The sequence below is a fragment of the Pedobacter sp. KACC 23697 genome (genome assembly GCF_045348445.1).
Lineage (GTDB): Bacteria > Bacteroidota > Bacteroidia > Sphingobacteriales > Sphingobacteriaceae > Pedobacter.
Map to the genome: position 1 here is coordinate 860,877 of NZ_CP157485.1, position 24,810 is coordinate 885,686.

Consider the following 24,810-nt stretch of genomic DNA (forward strand, 5'->3'; position numbering starts at 1 on the left):
TCTCAAATCTAAAAAAAATGAACATATTAAAATTTTTTACAGCAGGCAGCGTTGATGATGGTAAAAGTACCTTAATTGGCCGTTTGTTATACGATACCGATTCTATTTTGGCCGATCAGTTAGAAGCCTTGCAGCGTTCGAACCGCAAAAATGACGATGGAACAATAGATTTAGCCATTCTTACTGATGGTTTAAGGGCAGAGCGCGAGCAGGGTATTACCATTGATGTCGCCTACAAATACTTTCAGACAGAGAAACGTAAATTCATTATAGCCGATACCCCTGGACATATTCAGTATACCAGAAATATGGTTACAGGTGCGTCTACCGCTAACTTGGCCATTATTTTAATTGATGCCCGTAACGGTGTAGTGGAGCAGACCATCCGCCACTCCTATATTGTTTCTTTACTGGGTATTAAACATGTGGTGGTTTGTATCAATAAAATGGACATGGTTGATTATAGTGAAACCGTTTACTCTTCAATCATCGAGAAATACAAAATCCTGGCACAACAATTAAAACTGTCTGATGTAACCTATATTCCGGTGAGTGCGTTAAAAGGAGATAATGTGGTGCAGACATCTGAAAACATGGATTGGTATGGAGGCGAAAGTTTGCTGCATTTCTTAGAGAAAGTAGATACCGATAGCTTAGATAAATCACAATTGGCGCGTATGCCGGTACAATGGGTGGTTCGTCCACAAACAGCAGAACTGCACGATTACCGTGGTTATGCGGGGCGTGTATTGAGCGGAACGTTTAATTTAAATGATAAAGTTACTGTTCTTCCTTCAGGAGCAAGCTCAGTGGTGGAGAAGATTGAGTTTTTTGATGAAGTACTTGAAGCAGCACATGCTGGTCAATCGGTTATTATCCACTTAAAAGATGATGTAGACATCAGCCGTGGCGATACCATTGTAAATGCGTCGGCACTGCCACAGGAAACAAAACTGATTGAGGCAGACCTCTGCTGGATGGATACACGTGCATTGGATACCACAATGATGTACAACATTCAACATAATAGCAAAATTACTAAATGTAAAATCAGCGAAATTCTGCATAAAGTAGATATCAATACATTAGAGAAACATGCTGCTGAAGAATTTAAGCTGAATGATATTGGCCGTGTGATTGTGAAAACCGCTGATGCTTTAGCTTTTGATTTATATGATGATAACCGTGCAAATGGTTCTGCTATTTTGATCGATACCCGTACCAATTTAACTGTTGGGGCGCTAATGTTCAGGGCAGCAGTGGAATAAAATGTAAAATGTAAAATGGAATAATGTAAGATGGATGATGAAGGAATAACCAAATTTCAATGATCAATTAGCGAGTGTTTTAAGAGTTGGCTACGGGGCCTGGTAACATGGACAATCTAAAGTGGTTGGTCATCCTGAGGGTTAATTTATTGGATAAAATTCGATGTGATTGACACTAATTAATCTTCATGTAAAAATTCCCTCATGTTACCGTCATTTAGAGCTGATCCGATAGCAATCGGGTGCAACGCAGTCGAGAACCCGAAGGCTCTGCGAAGCAAAATCTAACTAAATAGATCTCTCCACTTTGCGTTCCTCCGGTCCAGATGACGACCATTCTATTGGACTCTGTCAATGTTAGCGGAGGCGAAAGATCTTGAGTATGGAAAATGGAGGATGGAATTAATCAGATTTTTATTTAACTCATTAATCCTAAAATCATACAATCCTAAAAATCTTAAATTGGAGAACCACAACCAAATATAATAATGAAAGCTTTAGTTTGTTCTAAAGTGAAAGCAATTTCAGTGGGGTGCCAAATGGTATCCCATTTTTCGTTGTAGGTTTTTTTGTATATTTAAGTTATGGAAATGGTCAAAAGTTTTCATCTCCTTATTACATTATAAAACTCAAACCCAAATTGCAAGCCACATGAAAAGAAATCTCTTGTACTTCATTTTTGCAGCTATTCCCTCTGTTTTTGCCTGTAACCAATCAGGTAAAAAGGCTGATACTGCAAAAAAAGACTCGGTGATCAATCAAACCTGTTATGCCGCTTTCTTCGAAAAAGACAGTGCTGCTATGATTGTAAAAACCATGGCATCCGGTAAAGTAACTGGTTCACTCCTGGTAAAATACGCTGACAAGCCTCAAAATAACGGGAAGATTAATGGTAAGTTTAATGGCGACACTTTGCTGGTTGATTATCGGTTCAACACGGGTAATGATACGACAAAGGCATTTACCAATCCATTGGCCTTTCTAAAGAAAGATGGTAAACTCATCATGGGCGTTGCGCAGATTGAAACCACTTTGGGCAGATCGTATTTTGTTAAAGGGAAACCCATTAATTACGAAGCCGGTAAATTTACTTTTGCGGAAGTAAATTGTAGATAAGTACTCATATATTTTTTTGCCACAGAGACACAGAAAACAAAGATTTTTTCTTCTTTGCTGTCATTCTGAGGGATAATTTATGATATAAAAATCAATATGAATGACAGTAATTAATCTTCATGTAAAAATCCCTCATGTTACCGTCATTTCGAGCGGACCCTCTGCGAAGCAAAATCTAACTAAATAGATCTCTCCACTTCGCGTTGCTCCGGTCGAGATGATGACCATTCTATTGGAGTCTGTCAATGGTAGCGCAGCGAAGAATCTTTAAAATCAGATTTTCATATCGCATTAAGAAAACCGGTCATTTCTGGCGGATCGAGGACTACGCTTAGATTGAGCTTTTTTCCTGATAAAACGCTATAGCGAGGCAAGAAAATTATTTTAAAATAAATTACTACAATTCCCATAGACTTTATATATTTGTATTGTTAACAAACGTACAACAAGCTTAAATTATCTGTTATGATTTTGAATAAAGTAGAAAAAGCGAACATTGAACCAAAAATTACTTTAATAGGTGCTGGTCCTGGCGATCCGGATTTATTTAGTTTAAAAGGGGTTAAAGCATTAAAAACAGCTGATGTTGTTTTGTATGATGCAAATGTAAACGAAGCTTTATTGTGTCATGCACCAGATGGTATACCAAAAGTTTACGTGGGTAAGCGTAGTGATGATGAATCATTCTCCCAGGATGCAGTGAACAAGCTTATTGTTGATTATGCCTTAAACTATGGCCATGTTGTACGTTTAAAAAGTGGCGATCCGTTTTTCTTTGCAAAAGGATATGAAGAAATAGATGCCGCAGAATCTTATAGTATTCCCACTGAAATCATTCCTGGTATTTCGAGTGCTACCGGTGCGCCGAGTTTGCAAAAAATTCCGATGATTTATAAAGATATGAGCGAAAGTTTCTGGGCAGTAACGGGAACAAACAGCAGGGGCGAAATCTCTGAAGATCTATACATTGCTGCAAAAACCAAAGCTACCATTGTAGTTTTGAACGGAATTGAAAAAGTAAAAGAAATTGCGGCTATTTTTCAGGCAGAGCATAAAAACCTGTTGCCGGTTGCAGTCATTCAAAATGGTTCTACACCAGAAGAAAAAATTGCAGTGGGTATAGTAGATACCATTGCCGAAATTGTTGAAGATAAAAAAATAACGGCTCCGGCTTTACTGGTTTTTGGCGATGTGGTATCATTACATCCTCAATTTCAGCCTATCCGCGATTTTTACGAAATCATTGCCGAAGAGTATTAGATATTTTTAAACCAAAGAATATATTTGTTTTGTTGTTAAAAACCGCTTATGGATTTAAGCGGTTTTTTCGTTTTTTATGCATTAAATATAATTGCTTAGCCGCAATCATTACCACAATCCGTCACCCTGAACTTGTTTCAGGGTTTTATAGTAGAATAGATGGGGCTGTCTCAGAAATGATTTTGGAGATTTTTGGCAGAATAATATTTTGAAAGGTCGTCATTCCCTTGAAAACGGTAATCTTAATACGATAGAACGGCAACTAAATAAGGCCCATCAAAGCATTTAAATGCCCAGTCAAGGGATAATTTATTGGATAAAAATCGATATGAATGATAGTAATTAATCTTCATGTAAAAATTCCCTCATGTTACCGTCATGTCGGGCAGATCCGATATCAATCGGGTGCAACGCAGTTTAGAACCCGAAGGCTCTGTGAAGCAAAATCTAACCAAATAGATCTCTCCACTTCGCGTTGCTCCGGTCGAGATGACGACCATTCTATTGGACTCTGTCAATGGTAGCTGAGCAGCAGAACTGGGAGCCGCTACGGAGAAACTAACGCTCACTTTCTAATAAAAAAACAGTTAAATTAAAAAAATCAGGTCTCTCCATTCGCTTTTCAACAGTCGATACAGCGATTTTTTTCCGGGCCTTATCAGTATAGACTGATGTTAACTTCCACTGATAAAAAGCTTTAGTTTAAACCTAAAATAATGAACTAATAATATAATTTACATTATTTGTAAAGCTCAAAACAATTAGTAACTTACTTGGGTTATCTACACCAAATAGTTGATGGAAATTATACATATAAGCGCCGAGTGTTACCCTGTTGCAAAAGTTGGCGGTTTGGCCGATGTGGTAGGGGCTTTACCAAAATACCAGAATAAACTGGGGCATATTGCCAAAGTGGTTGTGCCGGCTTACGATACCAAATTTATCCGCGAAAGCGAATTTGAAGTAACGTACGATGCCTGGGCAAACTATGGAAATAACCACTTTCAGTACCGTATTTTAAAAGAAAAATCCAATAAACTTGGCTTCGATTTATATATTGTTCATATCCAGGGTTTAACGGATCGTTCAAATGTATATGGCTATCAGGACGATACGGAAAGATTTATTGCTTTCCAGATTGCTACACTAGACTGGATTGTACAATGGGAGCATCGCCCTGATGTAATTCATTGTCACGATCACCATACCGGTTTAATTCCTTTTATGGTTTCAAATAGTGTAAAATATAAACCAATTAGTGGCGTGCCGACGGTTTTAACCATTCATAATGCGCAATATCAAGGTCAGTTCGGCTGGGATAAACTGTACTATTTACCGGCATTCGATTTATGGAAGGGTGGGTTACTAGGCTGGGATGATGCCATCAATCCTTTGGCTTCGGCTATTAAATGTGCCTGGAAAGTAACCACGGTATCGCCAACTTACCTTGAAGAGATGATGGGTAATGCGCGCGGTCTGGAAAGTTTGTTAAGGCAGGAGCGGTGGAAGTCAGTTGGCATATTAAATGGAATTGATAGCGAAGTATGGAATCCTGAAACAGACCCTATGCTAAATAAAGGTTTTACTATAAAAACAGTTGAAGCTGGGAAATTGGCAAACAAAAAAGCACTCTGTGATGTTTTTCAATTAGATTCATCTAAGCCCCTGTTTACCTTTATCGGAAGATTGGTTGATGAAAAAGGTGCCGATATTTTGCCCGACATCTTTTATACTGCTTTGCAACAGCACGGCGATAACATCAATATTTTGGTTTTAGGCTCCGGAGATAGTTGGGTGGAAGGAAGGTTAAATCAATTGAAGGATTTCTTTGGCGGCAGATACAATGCTTATATCGGTTATAACGAACAGGTTTCGCATCAGATCTATGCCGGTGCAGACTTCCTGATCATGCCATCAAGAGTTGAGCCCTGTGGCTTAAACCAGCTTTATGCCTTACGTTATGGCACAGTTCCGATTGTGCGAAGGGTAGGCGGGCTGAAAGATACCGTAATCGATATTGGCGACAATGGTTTTGGGATCTGCCACGATCAAACGAGTATTTGGGATGTTATGCATTCTATTAACCGTGCAGTTGCATTTTACAATGATAAAAAGGCATTTAAAGCTGTAAGAAAAACCATGATGAAAATCGATCATTCATGGGATAGGGCAGCCTTGAATTATATAGAATTATACCAAAATTTAAAATAAGCTTAAGCATGACTGACAAAGTTTTAGGCGTTATCCTTGGCGGTGGCCAGGGCTCTAGATTATCGCCACTAACACAAACACGTTCTAAACCGGCAGTTCCGATAGCTGGTAAATACCGTTTGGTAGATATTCCAATTTCGAACTGTCTCAATTCGGGTATCCACCGTATGTTTGTGTTAACCCAGTTTAATTCGGCATCACTTAACAAACACATCAAAAATACGTATCATTTTAGTCACTTCAGTACGGCTTTTGTTGATATTTTGGCTGCTGAACAAACGGTGCAAAACGCTGGCTGGTTCCAGGGTACGGCAGATGCGGTACGTCAGTGCATGCATCACATTGTTTCACATGAGTTTGATTATATCTTAATCCTTTCCGGAGATCAGCTCTACCAGATGGATTTTAAAGATATGATCGAGAAACATATCGAGGCCAATGCAGAAATTACCATTGCTACCATCCCGGTAACGGCTAAAGATGCAACTGATTTTGGTATTTTAAAGGCTGATGAGGAAAACATGATCACTTCTTTTATCGAAAAACCAAAAACCGGCTTGGAGGATTGGGTTTCTGATACCGGTGAAGAAATGAAAGGGGAGGGACGTAACTTTCTGGCATCAATGGGGATTTATGTTTTTAACCGCGATTACCTGATCAATATCTTAAACGATAACGAAGAGGAGAAAGATTTTGGTAAGGAAATTTTGCCAAGGGCTATTACCCAGAGTAGGGTTTTAAGCTTTCAATACGAGGGATACTGGACCGATATCGGTAACATTTCATCTTTCTTCGAAGCCAATTTAGGCTTAACAGACGAAATACCTAAATTTAATATGTTTGATAGTAACCATGCTATTTTTACAAGGGCAAGAATGTTACCGCCATCAAAAATTTCAGGTACTACTTTAGATAAAACCATTATTGCAGAAGGCTGTATTATTCAGGCCAGTAAGGTAGAACATGCTGTTTTAGGCATCAGGTCGAGAATTGGAAAAGATACGGTAATTACCAATGCCTATATTATGGGCAGCGACAGGTACCAGACATTGGAAGAGATACAGGAAGAAAACAATAAGGGCAATTCTTTGATCGGTATCGGCGACCGTTGTTTCATTAATAATGCCATCATCGATAAAAATTGTCGGATCGGAAACGATGTGAAAATTAATGGTGGCGACCATTTGGAAGATGGTGATTTTGAACTCTATGCTGTAAAAGATGGTATAGTGGTTATTAAAAAGGGAGCAGTGGTACCAAGCGGTACAGTAATTTAGATAAACTGTTATTCTAAGCGCAGCGAAAAATCTTTCCAGACCTCGCAGGATTTTAAAACCTGCGAGGTCTTTTTGTTTGTTATCAAATCTTCTTTTGTTTGTCATTCTGAACGATGTGAAGAATCTTTGAAAGCAAAATGTTTAAATAATTTTGTAAAGTCAATTGTGTGGTTCCTGGCTTGCAGATTCTTCGTTGCACTCAGAATGACAGCCTTAGTTAAAACCTGCGGGGTCTTTTCCTTAAATCTTATTTTGTTTGTCATTCTGAACGGAGTGAAGAATCTTTGAAAGCAAAATGTCTAAATAATATTGTGAGGTTAATTGTGTGGTTCCTGGCTTGCAGATTCCTCGTTGCACTCAGAATGACAGCCTTAGTTAAAACCTCGTAGGTCTTTTCCTTAAATCTTCTTTTGTTTGTCATTCTGAACGGAGTGAAGAATCTTTGAAAGCAAAATGTCTAAATAATTTTGTGAAGTCAATTGTGTGGTTCCTGGCTTGCAGATTCTTTGTTGCACTCAGAATGACAGCCTTAGTTAAAACCTGCGACGTCTTTTTATTTTTCTACCCAACATTTTCCCCATAAGCTTGTTAGTAAAATAAACAAAAATTAGCTTATGGCCGAACAGCACCTTTATCAAACTGGAATTATAGGAAATTGCGCTTTCATTGCACACGTAAATAAAAATACTGATATCTCATGGCTTTGCTGGCCACGTTTCGATAGTCCGTTTGTTTTTGGGAGTTTATTGGACAAGAAAAAAGGAGGTGAATTTTCGATTTTACCACAGGGTGAATTTACCTCTAACCAATATTATATCGAAAATACCAACGTTTTAAGGACAGAAATTACTGCTGAAGATGGAAAATACCGCATTACCGATTTTGCGCCTCGTTTTCACCTCTACGAACGCTATTTTAAGCCCTTAATGTTCATCCGAAAAATCGAACCTTTAGAGGGAAATCCACGCATTACCATCAAATGTGAGCCGGTTTGCGATTATGGGAAAGGTAAAATGAAATCGAGCAGGGGTAGTAATCACATCGATTATTTAGGCTGTGATGAAAATATCCGCTTAAGCACCAATGTATCGCTCACTTATATTATTGATGAAAAGGCTTTTGTATTAAATGAGGCGAAATACCTGATCATGACTTATGGGCAGAATCTGGAAGCGCCTGTAGTGAGTACAGCCGAAAATTTTCTTCGTGAAACGATTTCATACTGGCGGTTATGGATCAAACACTCCTCTATAGCAGGATTCTATCAACCATTTGTAATCCGGTCAGCCCTGGTTTTGAAAATCCACCAATACGAAGATACCGGAGCAATTATTGCCGCCAGTACAACAAGTTTGCCGGAATCGCCAGGTAGCACGCGAAACTGGGATTACCGCTATTGCTGGTTACGCGATTCGCATTATGTGTTAACTTCGTTAAACCATATCGGGCATTTTGAAGAAATGGAGAAATATTTCAATTACCTCTCTGACATTTCTCACGCAGAAGATAAGCGGTATCAACCGCTATATGGCATTGCCGGTGAGCGGGAAATTACGGAACGTACTTTAGACCATCTGGATGGTTATAAGGGCGAACAACCGATCAGGATTGGAAATCAGGCTTATGAGCACATCCAGAATGATATTTACGGTCAGGTTTTAATTTCGATGCTGCCTCTTTACACCGATCACCGTTTCGTGTTCTCAGAACGTAGCGATTCGGTAAAATGGATTGAAAGTGTGCTTTCTAAAATTGAACGCACTATCGATGAAAAAGATGCTGGAATCTGGGAATTCAGAAATATTGCCAATATGCACTGCTATAGTAACCTTTTTCAGTGGGCTGGCGCTCAGGCTGCTTTAAAAATGGCTAAAACAATTGGTAATGAGGATTTCGAAAAACGTGCAATGATATTAATCGATAAAGCAGCTGCACATATTGAAGCCTGCTATGACCCTGAAAGAAAAGTGTATACCAATGCCGTGGGAAGCCCACATTTAGATGCCAGCACCTTACAATTGATTATGATGAACTACCTGGATCCGGCTTCTGATCGGGCAAAGGACCATTTAATTGCATTGGAAAAAGAACTGAAAACAGAGGATGGGCTTTTCTATCGCTACTTACATGCTGATGATTTTGGTAAACCAAAAACAACATTTTTAATCTGTGCTTTTTGGTATGTGGAGGCTTTAGCCTGTGTGGGCCGTACTGACGAAGCCATTAAAGAATTCGAAAACATCATTAAATATTGTAATCACCTGTTGTTATTTAGCGAGGATGTTGATGCTAAAACTGGTAGCCAATGGGGTAATTTTCCGCAAGCTTACAGCCATGTAGGTTTAATGAATGCGGCTTACCGCATTGCAATTAAACTGGATAGGCCAATATTTTTGTAGTGATAGTGGATTACAAATCCACAGCTTAGTGGTCGAGATTACAAGTCTCGACCAGCTAAAAACACCAAAGCTTTGACAACTTTAAACACGCACTATGCCTGTTAAGCTGTCAAAGCTTTTATAATAAAAGGTCTGTGGAGGCTTTAGTGTTGGATTTCCAATTAAAAAATCGTCATCTCGACTGAAATGCAGTGGAATGGAGAGATCTTTAGTATAAATAAAGATCCTGAGACAATTTCAGGTTGACGATCTCAGATACCGACCGCATTGCACTCCGTTCGAAATGACAATTTATTGATCAACCCCGCTCTACAAATTCCTCCTTTACCAAACTCCAAAGTAGCTTTCTAACCTCTCTAAAATCATTCAGGTAATACTTTGCTTCCGAGATGTTGTTGCCAACTTTTATGGTAAAAGCATCAGCTGGCAATACTTTGAAAATGTCTTCGTCGGTATGGTCGTCGCCTAATGCCAGAATAAAATCAGGGTTTTTATCATACAACCAGTTTAGCGCAGCTTTTCCTTTATTCACTTCTATATTTTTAAACTCGATTACCTTATTGCCTGGCATTAATTGCAGGCCTTTATCGGCAGCCAGGATTTTCATATGGCTAACAATTTCATTGGCCCTCAAATCTCCTAATCCCTCTTCTGCTTTTCGGTAATGCCACACCAATGAATAACTTTTTTCTTCAATAAACGATCCTGGAGTGCGATCTGTATAGGTTTCTAATAAAATCTTTATTTCCTGTTTCCATTGGTCTGTTAACAGGGGCAGACTGTTCCATTTATCACCATACGATTTTTGCCATGCACCATGCTCAGCAATGAGGTCAACCTTTAAATGGCCAAACCATTCTTCCAGTGTTTCATGTCTCCTTCCGCTAATAATCACTACTTTGTTGGCATGATCAATGGTCAGGTTTTCTATCAAATCATAAAGTTCGTCATCAGGTGAGGCATCATCAATGTTCCCGGTAAAGTCTACCAGTGTGCCGTCATAATCTAAAAATAAAACCCTATCGGTTGTTGTTGCATATTTAGCAGCTATTACTTCATTAATCGAGTTTACTGCATGTTTGGTTAATAATGATTTTTGAGAATCTTTCACTTCGTTTAATCTTAAAATAAAATTGTTAACCCAATGTTTAACGTTAAATTTTTCTACTATCGCCCGCATGGCTGTCATGCGTTGCTGTTGCTCTTCCAAAGGCATTTTTAGTGCAGTTACAATCGCTTCCATAATGTCGCCCATATTATTGGGGTTAACAATAACGGCATCAGTTAATTCCTTCGAGGCGCCGGCCATTTCGCTTAAAATTAATACACCATCCTGGTGGTTACGGCTGGCCACATATTCTTTACTGACCAGATTCATTCCATCGCGCATAGGCGTTACCAGGCAGATATCGGCCGTAGCGTACAATGCAGAAAGTACTTCAATGGGGAATGAGCGGTAAAAATAATTTACCGGGATCCAGCTTATGGAGCGGTATCTTGCGTTTAAATTCCCAACAAACTGATCAATCTGGTCTCTCAGCTCACTATATTGTGGCACGGTATCCCTAGAGGGAACCACAATCATGAATAGTTCGATTTTGCCAATATACTCGGGATGGTGCTGCAATAGTAATTCCATTGCTTTTAACCTCTCGAGTATGCCCTTACTATAATCTAACCGATCGATAGAGAGGATTACTTTCATTTCTTCTTTCCCGGTCCTGAAATAATCAATTTCTTTTTTGACTTCTTCGGTTTCGGTTAGATTTGAAAATTTATCATAATCTATTCCCATAGGGAAAGCTTCAACTACGATTTGCCTTTCATGGCTGTTGAGTACATTTGATGAGGAATTTACAGGCAGCAAACGTGTGGCTGTGCTGATAAAATGCCTTACATCGTCGTAGGTGTGGAAACCAATCAAATCAGCACCTATTAAACCATTTAATAATTCTTCCCGCCAGGGGATTAGCCTGAAAATTTCATATGATGGAAAAGGGATATGCTGGAAAAAACCAATAGTCGCATTTGGAAGTTTTTCTCTTAAAATACCTGGTAAAAGGAGCAGTTGATAGTCTTGAATCCAGATTTTATCTCTTATGCCCAGTACCTGCATGGCACTTTTTGCGAATTTCTCATTTACGGATTGGTAGCAATCCCAATAGCTTTGATCGTAATGTGCATAGGTAACCAGATAATGAAATACAGGCCATAATACCTCATTTGAGAAGCCTTCGTAATATAAGTTAATTTCATTTTGGGTGAGGAAAACCGGATAGAGGTTTAATTCGGCGAGTTTGTGTGTAACTTCTTCTTGACGTTCTGGCGGAACCTCAATTCCCGGCCATCCGATCCAGATGGAATTGCCAGACTTATACACATCGCCAAGGCCGGTGGCAAGGCCGCCCTCGCTGGGAATAAACGTGTATTCATCGTTCTCTTCAATGATTTTAACGGGGAGTCTGTTCGATATTATAACTGTCTTCATGCTCGTATTTGATGTATCTACATCTTTAAAAGCATATCAAACTGGTTTTGTTTGCATTTTTAGGTCAAAAAAACATTCAGATGATTAAACGTAGTTAAATACCAGCGAAAAAGTTGTACCACTTTGGGGAGTAGAAATGACTTCGATATTCCCCCTGTGCATCTTCATAATGTTACGGCTGATGGTTAGTCCGATGCCCGATCCATTTTTCCTGGTGGTGTAGAACGGAACGAATATTTTTTCCAGATCTCCGGCATCGATACCTTTTCCATTATCGGTAACATCTAGATACAATTTGGTGTTTTCTAAACGGTAATTTACATTAATATAAGGCATTTCCTTATTTTCGACTGCATAAATGCTGTTGGTAATGAGGTTGATCAATACTTGTTCTATTAATTTCAGATCTAACTGGATGGTAATTTTTGATGAGGTCTGTTCTACATCCAGCACCACATTTTTAACTTTTGCAAATGGCTGCATCAGCACCTTAATGTGCTTTAATATTTCGCCAATGGTGTGCGGCTCGAGGTTTGGCGTAGGGAGTTCAGCAATTAAGCGGTAATCTTTTACGAAATCCAGTAAACCAGACGAGCGTCTTTGTATAGTGTGCAGCGCAGTTCTGAGATCGTCCATTTCATCTGCTGTTAAATTCTTTTTATCGGTTACCATTTTATTAATCGTATCCGATAATGAGCTGATGGGGGTAATGGAATTTAAAATTTCGTGCGAAATAACGCCGACTAACCTGTTCCAGGCTTCTGTTTCTTTCTGCTCGATTTCATCCTTAATATTCTGAAAACTGATGATGAAATAGTTTTTTCCGTAAAGGTTTAAGGGAATGACCTCTGTAGACAACTGGATCAGCTTATCCTGAATTTTTAGTTCCAGAAACCGCTTTCCTCCTGTTAAAATCTGTTCTATTTCTGTTCCAAATATTGGGAGATGCTGTTTTAACCGGTGCCAATACTTATAGGCGGGTACACCCAAAAGGTTAGAAGCTGCCTGGTTGAAAAAGGCAATTTCGTCATCTTTTTCTGCTGTTGTATTGCTCACTACAATTACACCGACCGGAACCTGTTCTAAAATGGTTTTGATCAGCTGAAACATGGCCTCCTGTTCCAACCTGATCTGTTTATGTACCAGTAAAATATCACTAAATGATTCATATAATTCCGGGAAACTGCCTTTAGTTACCTTATTTTTGAAGTTTAAGGTATGATCTCTTGTTTTTACGGCCAAAATGAAACGGTTAATATCCGACCGGATCTGATTGATATAGTAATAAAGTGAAATAATGGAGCCCAATAAAATCAAGGCAACTCCTATGATGGTAAACCAGAGCTCAGTGTTTTTGATGAGGTAGAATAAAAGGTAGCCCAGCAGATTAATGATCAGCAGGCGGAATATTAAACGGAAGGTAAAGCGTTGGTAGAACATGTTTATAAGGTTGAAGGTAGAGGATTAGAAGGTGGAGGGTTCAAGATTGAGAATGAAATAAAACCTTCCGCCTCCAACCTTCCTGCCTTTTACCGCTCTCAGATTCCAAATTTCTCAATTCTTCTGTAAAGTGCTGCGCGGGTTAAACCCAGTTCTGCCGCGGCTTTTGATATATTGCCTTTGTGTTTATCAATAGCTTTCTGTACCATCATTTTCTCCATATCTTCCAGTGCCATTTCATCTGGTAAGGTATTGTTCTGTGCATAGCGTTGTGGACTCAGTTGCAGATCATCTTCGGTAATATCAGCGCCATCGCTCATAATAACGGCTCTTTCTAAAACGTGTTGCAATTCGCGTACATTGCCGGGCCATTTATATTGCAACAATGCTTCCTGGGCCTTATTACTTAGTTTTTGTATGTTTTTATGGTATTTTAAACTAAAAGCCTGCATAAAGTGGTTGGCTAACAGTAAAATATCTGTTCCACGTTTGCGTAACGCTGGCAATAAAAGCTCTACGGTATTGATGCGGAACAATAAATCCTGCCTGAATGTGTTTTTTGCCACCATTTCATTCAAAGGCATATTGGTTGCCGTGATGAGGCGTACATTTACCTTACGCGCTTTACTTTCACCCAGGCGGGTAACCGTACGGTTTTGTAAAACGCTTAGTAATTTAGCCTGAAGCGGTAGTGTTAAATTTCCAATTTCATCTAAAAAAATTGTTCCGCCATCGGCTAATTCGAAGCGGCCAGGTTTATCTTCTTTGGCATCTGTAAAAGCGCCTTTGGCATAACCAAATAATTCACTTTCAAATAAATTTTCATTTAAAGCGCCTAAATCAACATGCATAAATACCTGGTTTTTCCTTTGTGAGTTTCCATGGATCTCGTAAGCGAAAACCTGTTTACCAGTTCCGTTTTCGCCAAGGATAAGTACATTGGCATCCGTAGGGGCTACTTTTAAGAGCGTATGCTGTATTTGCTTTATTTCATCTGCCTGGCCAACAATATTTTCGAAACCTCTTGTCAGATCTTTTTGGAGCGATGAATGTATTTTCTCCAGCTTTTTTACCTTTTTGGTCGATTCGCGAAGTTTAGATGCGGATGAAAGGGTAGCAAACAGTTTTTCGTTTTCCCAGGGTTTAAGAATAAAATCGGTAGCTCCTTTTTTTATGGCTTTTACTGCCAGTTCAACATTACCAAAAGCAGTCATTAATATCACCACGTAATCTTTATCGATTGATAAAATATGCTCTAACCAATAAAGGCCTTCTCTGCCATCGCTGGCACCTTTCTGGTAGTTCATATCCAGCAGGATGATATCAATTTCATTTTTGCTCAATAAAACGTTGATCTCTTTAGGCGATTTGCACGTAATGACCTGTTTTACCTGTTGTTTTAAAAACAAACGGGCACTCAGTAAGATATCGTCATCATCATCAATAATTAAAACTGTGGCGTCTAACATAAACTCTCCCTATTAATTTAATCTTTAACTTGTATCTTTTGCAAACCCCATCTTCTGAAGAGTGGATGATGGGTTGAGGCAAATTTAATAAAACTGTCCGCTCCCGCACAGGGAGTGTCCGAAAATGAACATATAAAAAATAATTACGATGTTAAAATTCTGATTTACAGTTTTTTAAATGTGTTTGGGGCTTTTGGCATAACCTTGGTTATTAGTGAAGCCAAATAGTACGAACCGAACACATGGATAAGAAAATAGAGAAAAAAAGATTTAGCACTAAAACCCTGTTAATAATAGGTGGCGCAATTGCTTTTGTAGCAGTTGTAATTTATGGCTATACTTTGTCCCTCAAAAAGGTTTATAATGCCGATGCCGATAAATTAACCATTAGTAAAGTAGAATATGGCGATTTTGAAGATGTTGTACTGTTAAATGCCAGTGTAGTTCCCTTAACCTCGGTTATTGTAAGCTCATCAGAAGGTGGAACGGTTGCTGAGATTTTTACTGAAAATGGTGCATCTGTAGTCAAAGGGACTCCACTGCTGCGGATCGCAAATTCAAATGCCATGTTGGGTTACACCTCGCAACAAACGGCTGCCACCGAACAAATTAACCAGTTGCGTAAATCGAGGTTAGATTTAGAACAGAATCAAAGAATCCTGAATCAGGATGTATTGGACGTAGAGAATAATTTGCGTACGGCAACCCGTCAGTACCGGTTAGATAGCGCGCTTTTTGCCAAAAAGGTGATTACGCTACAGGAATTTAACAAGTCTAACCAGGATTATGAATATTACCAGGGCAAATTGAAAATTGTACGTCAGGCCATAAAACAAGAGAATCAAAGCCGTAAAATGCAACTGGCACAGATCGATCAATCGATGGGGCAGATGAACGAAAGTTTGGAGATGATCCGTAAGAACATCGAAAATATGACCATCAAAGCTCCCGTTTCTGGTAAACTCTCCTCTTACGATCCGGTAATCGGTAAATCTTATAATTCCAATGAAATGATCGGAAAGATCGACGTATTGCAAGGTTATAAACTTCAGGCCGGTGTTGATGAATATTATATTAACCGGGTAAAAGAAGGACAAACGGCAAACTGTGAATTTAATGGGAAAACTTATAACTTAACCGTAAGTAAAGTAATACCTGAGGTTACAGCAGGGCAATTTCAGGTAGAAATGGTTTTTAAAGGTGCAGCACCTGAAGGTTTACGCCGAGGATTATCATTGCAAACAAAATTAACTTTGTCTGATAACAGCAAATCATTGCTTCTTGCTCAGGGACAGTTTTTCCAGAGTACAGGTGGCTCCTGGGTATTTTTGGTCAACCATGGAAAAGCAACCAAAAAAAATGTCAAAATCGGTCGGAAAAACTATCTGTATTATGAAATATTAGATGGTTTGCAGAAAGGCGACGAGGTAATTACTTCATCTTATGATCAGTTTAACCAATATGATCAGGTGGAGATTAACAAATAGGGTTGGCGTTTGGAGTTTGGCGTTTGGCGTTTGGCGTTTGGCGTTTGGAGTTTGGAGTTTGGAGTTTGGAGTTTGTTAAAAAATGGGGTTAAAGTTAACCAATAATATAATCAGGTCTCGATACTTGATACTAAATACTAAAAATACTTGATACGATGATTAAAATAGAAAATCTGGAAAAAGTTTATAAAACGGAAGAAGTAGAGACCACTGCACTTAATGGCATCAATCTCCATGTGGCAGCAGGCGAATTTGTTTCCATCATGGGCCCATCAGGCTGCGGAAAATCTACCTTGTTAAATGTGATGGGGTTATTGGATAAGCCGGAAAGTGGAAGCTACAAATTTACTGATACCGAGCTTTTAACACTGAATGACAGGGAACGTTCAAATTTCCGCAAAAGAAATATGGGATTCGTTTTTCAGAATTTCAATTTGATCGATGAATTGACCGTTTTTGAAAATATTGAACTGCCTTTAATTTACAATAAGATTCCTGCTACAGAACGTAAAAAACTGGTAAACGAAATTATTGAGAGAATGAATATTGTAAACCGAAGCGGACATTTTCCGCAACAGTTATCGGGAGGACAGCAGCAGCGGGTAGCAGTAGCCAGGGCTTTAGTTACCAAACCGAAACTGGTTTTGGCCGATGAGCCCACCGGAAACCTGGATAGCTCGCATGGGAACGAAGTAATGGAGTTATTGTGCGAGCTGAATGAAACCGGAACGACCATTGTAATGGTAACCCACTCCAGTCACGATGCCAGTTTTTCTAACCGGATCATTAACCTGAAAGACGGCCATGTGATCTCAGAAAAAATAAATAAAAGCAGAAACGAAGAGCTGATATAGAGGTTTAAGGTAAAAGGTTTAGGGTGTAAGGTTAATCTTCCTTAAACCCTCAGCCCTAAACCTTACACCTTATAAAAGAGATTTTAGTTTAGTTAATAATAGCCGCCCAATCATCTTCCCGGATGGGAAGATGGGGAAGGCAAAATAGTAATAAACACCCGGTAGGTATTTTTGAACGCCACATGCTAATCACCTATCGCCAAGCAATAAAAATATGTTCAAATTAAACCTGAAAATAGCTTTACGTAACCTTTGGAAAAACAAGGGTTTCTCTCTGATTAATATCGGTGGCTTAGCCATTGGCTTAGCCAGTTGTATGGTTTTGTTACTTTATGTGGCTTACGAGTGGAGTTATGATAAGCAATTCTCCAATCATGATAAAACTTATGTAGTTTATCAAAACATGGAGGCAAGTGGTAAAACCTTTAGCTGGGCATGGACACCAAATGTGATGGCTAAAGAAGTGCAGGAAAAAATCCCCGGCGTTAAATATGCCGCTCACACTACCTACCCTAGAAAACAACTCATTACCGTTGGCGATAATAAGATCAATAGCAGTGCGATATTTGCCGATCAGAATTTTACTAAAATACTGGATTATAAGTTTCTTAAAGGTAATGCGGCCACAGTTCTAAAAAATGTAAATACCATTATTCTGACCAAGTCTTTCGCAACAAAATTATTTGGAAATGAAGATCCGATTAATAAAATGGTAAAGCTGGAAAATCAGGACGTATTAAAGGTTGAAGCCGTAATAGAAGATGCACCAGCAAACAGCAGCTTAATTTTTGAATGTATTATGCCATGGGCTTTGTTCGAAAAACGGGAAACCTGGGCAAAAGAGGGCAATTGGGGGAATAATATGTGTTTAACCCTTGTTCAATTACAGGATAATAACTTTTTCTCTGCTGCAAATAACCTGATGCATGATATTTATAAGCGCAATCAGAAAGATAATTTGTCGGTAGCACTATTGCATCCATTAAACAAATGGCATCTGTACGACGATTTTGTAAATGGTAAATCCGTAGGTGGTAAAATAGATCAACTTAGAATATTCTTGTTGCTGGCCTTTTGCATCTTGCTGATTGCCTGTGTGAATTTTATGAACTTATCTACGGCACGGTCAGAGCGCAGGGCAAAAGAAGTTGGCGTTCGTAAAGCAATCGGCTCAACACGCAAATCTTTAATCAATCAGTTCTTTTTAGAATCCCTGCTCATCACATTCATCGCTACAGTTTTAGCTTTTATTTTAATTGAGGTGAGTTTACCCTATTTTAACAGTTTGTTAGATATTAAATTAACGATAGATTATCATAACAGCGCATTTTGGTTAACCTTATTTGGATTGATGGTTTTAACCGGCTTAATTGCCGGCAGTTATCCGGCGCTTTATCTATCTTCTTTCGAACCGATTAAAGTTTTAAAAGGTTTCACCCTGAAAACAGATTCATCCACTTCGGTGAGGAAAGTATTGGTAGTTGGCCAATTCGTTTTTGCTGCAGCCTTAATTGTTTGTACAGCAGTGATTTATCAGCAGCTCAATTACGTAAAAAATAAGCCTATTGGTTATGATAAGTCTAATTTGATTCAAATAGCCGTAGTAGGTAAAATAAATGATGCCGTTAAACTGGAATTGCTAAAAACCCAACTTTTAGCATCAGGTGCTGTAAGCAATGCTACTTCGTTTAGTACAGATTTTACGGAGGGTGGAAATAATACTACAAATGTAGAATGGGAAGGTAAAAACCCAAATGAGAATATTTCTTTCAACCATAGGTCGATAGGATATGATTTTGTTGAAACCATTGGTACAAAAATGATTAGTGGTCGGGAATTTTCATCGAAATTTCCCAATGATACAAATAGCGTGTTGTTAAATGAAGCTGCGGTGAAAATGATGGGGTTAAAAAAACCGATCGGTAAGGTGATTACCTTCTGGGGTAAAAAACTAACCACAGTTGGGGTGGTAAAAGATTTTGTAGTAGAAAGTGCTTATCAAAGAGTAGCTCCGATGATTTTCAGGACAAGTACAAATGGCGATGCCAGCGTGATGATAGCAAGGTTAAGTCCAAATCAGAACATCAGTTCATCACTGGCTAAAATTGATGAGCTGGTCAAGCAGATGGAACCAAATTATCCCGTAAACCGAAAATTTGTAAACGAATCTTTTGAAGGGAAATTTAAAAATGAAAAATTGCTAGGGGCACTTTCGAACTGGTTTGGCGGTTTTGCCATTTTCATTTCCTGTTTAGGATTGTTAGGCCTGGCGCTTTTTATGGCCGAGCAACGCAAAAAGGAAATCAGTATCCGTAAGGTTTTGGGTGCCAGCACCGGCAATATCCTCGTATTGCTGAATAAAGATTTTATAAAGCTGGTGGCCATTGCCAATATAATCGCATTTCCTCTTGCTTATATCATTATCAATAAGTGGCTCTCTGCTTTTGAGTACCGCGTGGCGATCTCATTTTTACCCTTTTTACTGGCCATTGTGGTCTCTGTTTTAATTGCAGTTTTAACGGTCAGTTTGCAATCGGTAAAAGTGGCCAAAGCTAACCCTATTGATGCTTTAAAATATGAATAAAGGAGGGAAGGCAGAAGGTTTTAAGGTAGAGGGCTAAAGTGCCCAAAACCTTCCATCCTTTAACCTTTCAACCCTCAACCTTATAATTATGTTCAAACTCAACTTAAAAATCGCGTTGCGGAACCTATGGAGAAATAAGGGGATTACTGCCATTAATATTGGCGGGTTGGCCATTGCTTTGGCTGCTTTTATTATGGTAACACTCTATTTTACTTACGAAACCAGTTTTGATAAGGAAAATCCGAATTATAAAAATATCTATGTTGTTGGAATAACATACCCGGAATTTAAGACCAATTATATTGCTGCTCCTTTTGCAGAGGCCATTAAGCGAAATTTCCCGGAAGTTGAGTTGGCAGGGGTGATAAAAGATAGCGCTTTTGAACTGACGATTAAAAACGGTAAGAATACGCTGTTTACTAAAAAAATTCTACAGGTAAGTTATAATGCCGCCAAAATTCTAAATATCAAACCCAATAATGGCCTGGTAAAGCCAGCCGGAGAAGCGGAAAGGCTAACTTATTTGAGCACTGAAAGCATGAAAACGCTTTTTCCCGATAAAAAGGATAATAAACCAGAAATGGTTGGTTTTGGGGCAAGTACTTCCGGAATAACCGGAATCGTCAATGGCACTATAAAAAATAATTTACATTCTAACTTTACTTTCGACGGTGTGAGTGTTGGTTATGAACCTGGCAAGAACGATCATTATAATATGAACGATTACACCATTTATTTACAGGTAAAACCTGAAACTGATGTAGAAAATCTTGAACAAAAAATTACCAGTTTATACCGGACAGAATTATTGAAAGATAACAGCGATACTAAATCAATAAAAGAAACAAAAGGCATCTCTACCTTTTTAGATCCATTGTCTAACCAACATTTAAAGCCAAAGGCAGGTAATGATGCTCCTTATAAAATATTAATAGCACTTTCTGTTTTAGGTGTTTTAATTTTGGTAATTGCCTGTATTAACTTTACTAATTTAAGTATAGCACAAGCGGCTAAGCGCGCTAAAGAAGTTGGTATTAAAAAAGTTATGGGAGCATATCGTTTCCAGTTAACTAAACAGTTTTTAGTGGAGATCTTGATGCAATGCCTGGTAGCCATCATTTTGGCATTGATTATAGCAGAATTAGCTTTACCTAAATTTAACAGCCTCTTTCAGGTTCACTTATCGATCTGGCATACCGGAAATGGTTTATTCTGGAAAATGCCAATTATTTTAGGATTAATTACCTTCTGTGCAGGTATTTATCCGGCAATAGTTTTATCTGGTTTTAGGCCTTCACTTGTACTTAAAGGTAATTTCTCTACCAGTAAACAAAGTTACTGGCTACGGAATGGCCTGCTGGTTTTTCAATTTAGCATAGCAGTTATTTTCATTATAGGCTTATTCATTATCAATTCGCAATTGAAATACATGCGAAGCGAAGATTTAGGCTTTAATGCCAATCAGGTTGTTTATGTAAAAAATCTGACATTGTTTAACAATCCTTCAAAATTTGGCTCCATTCATTTCGAACCTGTCAGGCAAAGATTGTTAAAGGTTCCGGGGGTTAAATCGGCAACTGTATCTACTTTTATTCCTGGTGGCCCAAATGGAATAAATAGCTATAAGGCTAACGGTATAAAAGCAAATATCGATTTTGTTAATGTAGAGTTTGACTATTTTGAAACTTTGGATATTAAGTTGAAAGAAGGACGTTTTTTCTCAGGCAAATTTAAAACCGACACGATAAATTCGGCAATAATAAATGAAAGTGCGGTTGCCAGGTATGGTATTCAACACCCTGTCGGACAAATCATCAGAGGCTGCGATATAGATTACAAAATAGTTGGGGTAATAAAGGATTTTAAAACCCAGGGTTTTGAAAATGTAATTCAACCTACAATTTATACGATTAAAGATCCCTGCGGCAGTTTTAAAACGGAAATCCTGCTTAAGATCGAACAAAATAAAATGGCAGATGCATTGGCTACCTTAAAAAAACAATGGCCTGAAATTAATAAACTTGACGGGGAAGATTTTCGCTATTCCTTTTTGGATGAACTTTATGGCAAACTCTTTAAAAAACAAGAACAGTTGCAGGCTGTATTTTTCGGTGCTGCAATACTCACCATCTTTATTGCTTTGCTGGGATTATATGCATTTGCCAAATACATTACCAATGGCCGCCTGAAAGAAATTGCCGTACGTAAAATTTTGGGTGCAACGGATGTGCAGCTGCTAAAATTAATCAACAGTTCATTTTTTTACCTGGTCATTATTGCTAATGTCATTTCCTGGCCAATTGCCTATGTGATGACCAATATGTGGCTTAAAACCTTTGCCTACCGGATCGGTTTTCCTGTGTTGCCTTTTATAACCACAACAATGATTACCATTTTATTAACCATGATAACTGTAAGCATACAAGCCAGAAAAGCAGTAAATGCCAATCCCGTTGATGCTTTGAAATACGAATAAGGCAGAAGGTTGAAAGGTCGAAGGCGTAAGGTACGCCAGACCCTAAACCCTACGCCCTAAACCCTAAACCTTATGTTCAAATTAAACCTAAAGATCGCTTTACGCAACCTCTGGAAACACAAAGGCTTTACATTAATCAATATTGGTGGCCTGGCCATTGGTATGGCCTGTTGTTTAATGTTGTTACTGTATGTAAATTACGAATGGAGTTTCGATAAGCACTATAAAAATGTAGATAAGATATATTTTGCGACATTAAACCTGAAATTTAATGGCAAACTGGCCACAACCATGGCGGTGCCGAATAAGTTGGCCAATGCTGCCGTTACAGAACTGCCTGGTATTAAAAATGCTGCACGCATCACCATGCCCGGCAACTCCAGGCTTTACAGTCATGATCAGCATCATTTTAAACTGGAAGCATTGAGCGCAGATCCCGGTTTTTTGAAAATCCTTAGTCAGAAATTTATTTATGGTAATGCAGAAACAGCATTGGCCGAACCGAATAATATATTGATCAATGCCTCTACAGCCAAAAAATTGTTTGGTAATCAAAATCCATTGGGCCAGCGCATTACTTATGATAATAAAATTGCCTTGAAAGTAAGTGCAGTAATTGAAGACTTGCCTAAAAACCAGACCATCAGGTTTGATGTGCTGCAGCCCTGGGCATTTTATGAACAGGAGAACCCGGCCGAGAAAGGATATGGATGGGGCGCTATTACCTGCTTAACTTTATTACAGCTGAAAGATCATGCTGATTTAACTGCAACTAATACAGCTATTAAAGACTTTATTGTAAATAAAGAACCTAACCTAAAAGAAATGACTTATCAGCTTTTTCTTTTTCCTTTGGCTAAATTCCATTTATATGATCATTTTGAGAATGGAAAATCGGCTGGAGGTAAAATAGATCAATTACGGTTATTTGTTTTTCTGGCTGTTTGCGTATTGCTTATTGCCTGCATCAATTACATGAACCTTTCTACGGCTAAGTCAGAAAAGCGGGCCAGGGAGGTTGGTGTGCGTAAAGCTTTGGGCGCTACACGCAATACCATTATGGGACAATTTATGATCGAATCGCTATTATTGTCAGTTACAGCTATGGCCATTGCTTTCATTACGCTCGAACTTTCCTTGCCTTATTTCAATAACCTGCTTGATATTTCCATTAAGATTGATTACGGTTCTTACCCATTTTGGGTGCTGTTGCTTTCGATGATAATGGTTACAGGCTTACTTGCCGGAAGCTACCCCGCATTTTATCTTTCGTCTTTTATTCCGGTAAAAGTGCTTAAAGGTTTTAAAGGTTCAACGGGTTCCTTATCTATCCGTAAAACATTGGTGGTATTACAATTTAGTCTTTCCATCTGCATGATTATCTCTGCCATTGTGATTTACAGCCAGATCCAGTACCTCAAAAATAAACCGCTGGGTTTCGATCAAACGGCACTCGCTCAGATCGATCTGGAAGGAGAGTGGACTAAGCCAGGGAAACTGGCACTGTTTAAAAATGAATTATTAAGAACGGATGCCATCATGGCTGCCACAGAATATGCAGGTTCTTTTACGAGTGGAGGTTCCATTACCAGTGATATTTCATGGCCAGATAAGCCAAAAAACGATGTTTCCATTATTAATTACAGAAGTACCGGTTTCGATTTTACCAAAACTACAGGAGTGAAAATTGTAGCGGGCAGAGATTTCGATCCTAAATTTTCTGCAGATACCGTTACCTCACTTTTACTCAATCAAGCTGCTGTTAAAACCATGGGACTGAAGAATCCGGTGGGTACCGTGATTCATTGGGGCGATAATCCACCGCTTAAAGTAGTAGGCGTAGTGCAGGATTATTCAAATGAGTCGCTCGCTTCGAAAATACAACCAACTGTCTACTATTACAATATCAAAACCAGCAGGGCATTATTGCTGAAGTTAAATCCGAAACAATCATTAAGTACTTCAATAGAAGCGATCAAATCAGTAAGCAGCCGCTTAAACCCTGCCTATCCGGTTGAGGTAAAAATGGTTAGTCAGGGCATGACCGAAAAGCTACGCAGCGAAAAATTACTAAGCATACTTTCTAATCTGTTTGGCGGTTTTGCGATTTTTATATCGTGCCTGGGTTTGCTTGGCCTGGCTTTATATACTGCCGAACAGCGCAGTAAAGAAATCAGCATCCGCAAAGTATTGGGCGCCAATCTTGCTGATATTTTAATTCTACTGAACAAAGATTTTATGAAGCTGGTGGTTATTGCCAACCTGATTGCCATTCCGGTGGCTTACATTCTCGTGTCTAAATGGCTCGAAAAGTATGATTATAAAATTTCGGTTAACTCATGGCCTTTTTTATTGGCACTTTTCACGTCAATACTAATTGCACTGGTTACGGTAAGTATGCAAACTTTTAAAGTTGCCAAGGCCAACGCCGTTAATGCACTTAAATATGAATAATGGCATAAAGGACGAAGGCATTAGGGT

Annotated in this window: 14 protein-coding genes; 11 read left to right on the plus strand and 3 right to left on the minus strand. The window is 38.7% G+C overall.

Features of this window, described 5'->3' with window-relative positions; translation table 11 throughout:
* Window positions 1–17: 17 nt before the first annotated feature.
* From ABEG20_RS03630 to ABEG20_RS03655, 6 genes are all read left to right on the plus strand, one after another.
* Entirely contained in the window at window positions 18–1,268 is a 1,251-nt protein-coding gene (locus ABEG20_RS03630) for a sulfate adenylyltransferase subunit 1 (RefSeq protein ID WP_406826033.1), read from the plus strand.
* Between the two features lie 651 nt (window positions 1,269–1,919).
* Window positions 1,920–2,384 carry a hypothetical protein gene (locus ABEG20_RS03635; RefSeq protein WP_406826034.1) on the plus strand — a complete coding sequence of 155 codons (465 nt, stop codon included), beginning with the start codon at window positions 1,920–1,922 and terminating at the stop codon, window positions 2,382–2,384.
* A 465-nt stretch (window positions 2,385–2,849) separates the two neighbouring features.
* On the plus strand, window positions 2,850–3,644 hold the full coding sequence (gene cobA / locus ABEG20_RS03640) for a uroporphyrinogen-III C-methyltransferase (protein ID WP_406826035.1): 795 nt from the start codon (window positions 2,850–2,852) through the stop codon (window positions 3,642–3,644).
* Window positions 3,645–4,442: 798 nt separating this feature from the next.
* A complete protein-coding gene (locus ABEG20_RS03645; RefSeq protein WP_406826036.1) occupies window positions 4,443–5,855 on the plus strand; it encodes a glycogen synthase in 1,413 nt (470 codons plus the stop codon).
* 8 nt (window positions 5,856–5,863) lie between these two features.
* On the plus strand, window positions 5,864–7,132 hold the full coding sequence (locus ABEG20_RS03650; RefSeq protein ID WP_406826037.1) for a glucose-1-phosphate adenylyltransferase: 1,269 nt from the start codon (window positions 5,864–5,866) through the stop codon (window positions 7,130–7,132).
* Between the two features lie 614 nt (window positions 7,133–7,746).
* Complete coding sequence (locus ABEG20_RS03655; RefSeq protein WP_406826038.1) at window positions 7,747–9,531, plus strand: glycoside hydrolase family 15 protein; 1,785 nt, start codon at window positions 7,747–7,749, stop codon at window positions 9,529–9,531.
* A 298-nt stretch (window positions 9,532–9,829) separates the two neighbouring features.
* On the opposite strand, the gene ABEG20_RS03660 is transcribed toward ABEG20_RS03655, so the two are convergent.
* From ABEG20_RS03660 to ABEG20_RS03670, 3 genes are all read right to left on the minus strand, one after another.
* Complete coding sequence (locus ABEG20_RS03660; RefSeq protein ID WP_406826039.1) at window positions 9,830–12,019, minus strand: bifunctional alpha,alpha-trehalose-phosphate synthase (UDP-forming)/trehalose-phosphatase; 2,190 nt, start codon at window positions 12,017–12,019, stop codon at window positions 9,830–9,832.
* An 84-nt stretch (window positions 12,020–12,103) separates the two neighbouring features.
* Entirely contained in the window at window positions 12,104–13,459 is a 1,356-nt protein-coding gene (locus ABEG20_RS03665) for a sensor histidine kinase (protein ID WP_406826040.1), read from the minus strand.
* 98 nt (window positions 13,460–13,557) lie between these two features.
* On the minus strand, window positions 13,558–14,928 hold the full coding sequence (locus tag ABEG20_RS03670; protein ID WP_406826041.1) for a sigma-54-dependent transcriptional regulator: 1,371 nt from the start codon (window positions 14,926–14,928) through the stop codon (window positions 13,558–13,560).
* 242 nt (window positions 14,929–15,170) lie between these two features.
* Here ABEG20_RS03670 and ABEG20_RS03675 point away from each other — a divergent pair, with 242 nt between their 5' ends.
* The 5 genes from ABEG20_RS03675 to ABEG20_RS03695 all read left to right on the plus strand — a co-directional run bounded on the left by ABEG20_RS03675 (window position 15,171) and on the right by ABEG20_RS03695 (window position 24,783).
* Window positions 15,171–16,415, plus strand: a complete 1,245-nt coding sequence (locus ABEG20_RS03675) for an efflux RND transporter periplasmic adaptor subunit (protein WP_406826042.1) — start codon at window positions 15,171–15,173, stop codon at window positions 16,413–16,415.
* Between the two features lie 155 nt (window positions 16,416–16,570).
* Window positions 16,571–17,269 (plus strand): ABC transporter ATP-binding protein, encoded by a 699-nt coding sequence (locus tag ABEG20_RS03680; RefSeq protein ID WP_406826043.1) that lies wholly within the window; start codon window positions 16,571–16,573, stop codon window positions 17,267–17,269.
* 214 nt (window positions 17,270–17,483) lie between these two features.
* A complete protein-coding gene (locus ABEG20_RS03685; protein WP_406826044.1) occupies window positions 17,484–19,853 on the plus strand; it encodes an ABC transporter permease in 2,370 nt (789 codons plus the stop codon).
* Window positions 19,854–19,941: 88 nt separating this feature from the next.
* On the plus strand, window positions 19,942–22,329 hold the full coding sequence (locus tag ABEG20_RS03690; RefSeq protein WP_406826045.1) for an FtsX-like permease family protein: 2,388 nt from the start codon (window positions 19,942–19,944) through the stop codon (window positions 22,327–22,329).
* A gap of 72 nt (window positions 22,330–22,401) precedes the next feature.
* The gene (locus tag ABEG20_RS03695) at window positions 22,402–24,783 is read left to right on the plus strand and encodes an ABC transporter permease (RefSeq protein ID WP_406826046.1); all 2,382 of its coding nucleotides are present in this window, start codon (window positions 22,402–22,404) and stop codon (window positions 24,781–24,783) included.
* The last annotated feature ends 27 nt before the right edge of the window (window positions 24,784–24,810 follow it).

Bases quoted from the DNA above. Each gene is read 5' to 3' on its own strand.
- ABEG20_RS03695 (WP_406826046.1), top strand. From the start codon at position 22,402: ATGTTCAAATTAAACCTAAAGATCGCTTTACGCAACCTCTGGAAACAC.
- ABEG20_RS03635 (WP_406826034.1), top strand. From the start codon at position 1,920: ATGAAAAGAAATCTCTTGTACTTCATTTTTGCAGCTATTCCCTCTGTT.
- ABEG20_RS03685 (WP_406826044.1), top strand. From the start codon at position 17,484: ATGTTCAAATTAAACCTGAAAATAGCTTTACGTAACCTTTGGAAAAAC.
- ABEG20_RS03645 (WP_406826036.1), top strand. From the start codon at position 4,443: ATGGAAATTATACATATAAGCGCCGAGTGTTACCCTGTTGCAAAAGTT.
- ABEG20_RS03680 (WP_406826043.1), top strand. From the start codon at position 16,571: ATGATTAAAATAGAAAATCTGGAAAAAGTTTATAAAACGGAAGAAGTA.
- ABEG20_RS03650 (WP_406826037.1), top strand. From the start codon at position 5,864: ATGACTGACAAAGTTTTAGGCGTTATCCTTGGCGGTGGCCAGGGCTCT.
- ABEG20_RS03675 (WP_406826042.1), top strand. From the start codon at position 15,171: ATGGATAAGAAAATAGAGAAAAAAAGATTTAGCACTAAAACCCTGTTA.
- ABEG20_RS03630 (WP_406826033.1), top strand. From the start codon at position 18: ATGAACATATTAAAATTTTTTACAGCAGGCAGCGTTGATGATGGTAAA.
- ABEG20_RS03655 (WP_406826038.1), top strand. From the start codon at position 7,747: ATGGCCGAACAGCACCTTTATCAAACTGGAATTATAGGAAATTGCGCT.
- ABEG20_RS03660 (WP_406826039.1), bottom strand. From the start codon at position 12,019: ATGAAGACAGTTATAATATCGAACAGACTCCCCGTTAAAATCATTGAA.
- cobA (WP_406826035.1), top strand. From the start codon at position 2,850: ATGATTTTGAATAAAGTAGAAAAAGCGAACATTGAACCAAAAATTACT.
- ABEG20_RS03690 (WP_406826045.1), top strand. From the start codon at position 19,942: ATGTTCAAACTCAACTTAAAAATCGCGTTGCGGAACCTATGGAGAAAT.
- ABEG20_RS03665 (WP_406826040.1), bottom strand. From the start codon at position 13,459: ATGTTCTACCAACGCTTTACCTTCCGTTTAATATTCCGCCTGCTGATC.
- ABEG20_RS03670 (WP_406826041.1), bottom strand. From the start codon at position 14,928: ATGTTAGACGCCACAGTTTTAATTATTGATGATGATGACGATATCTTA.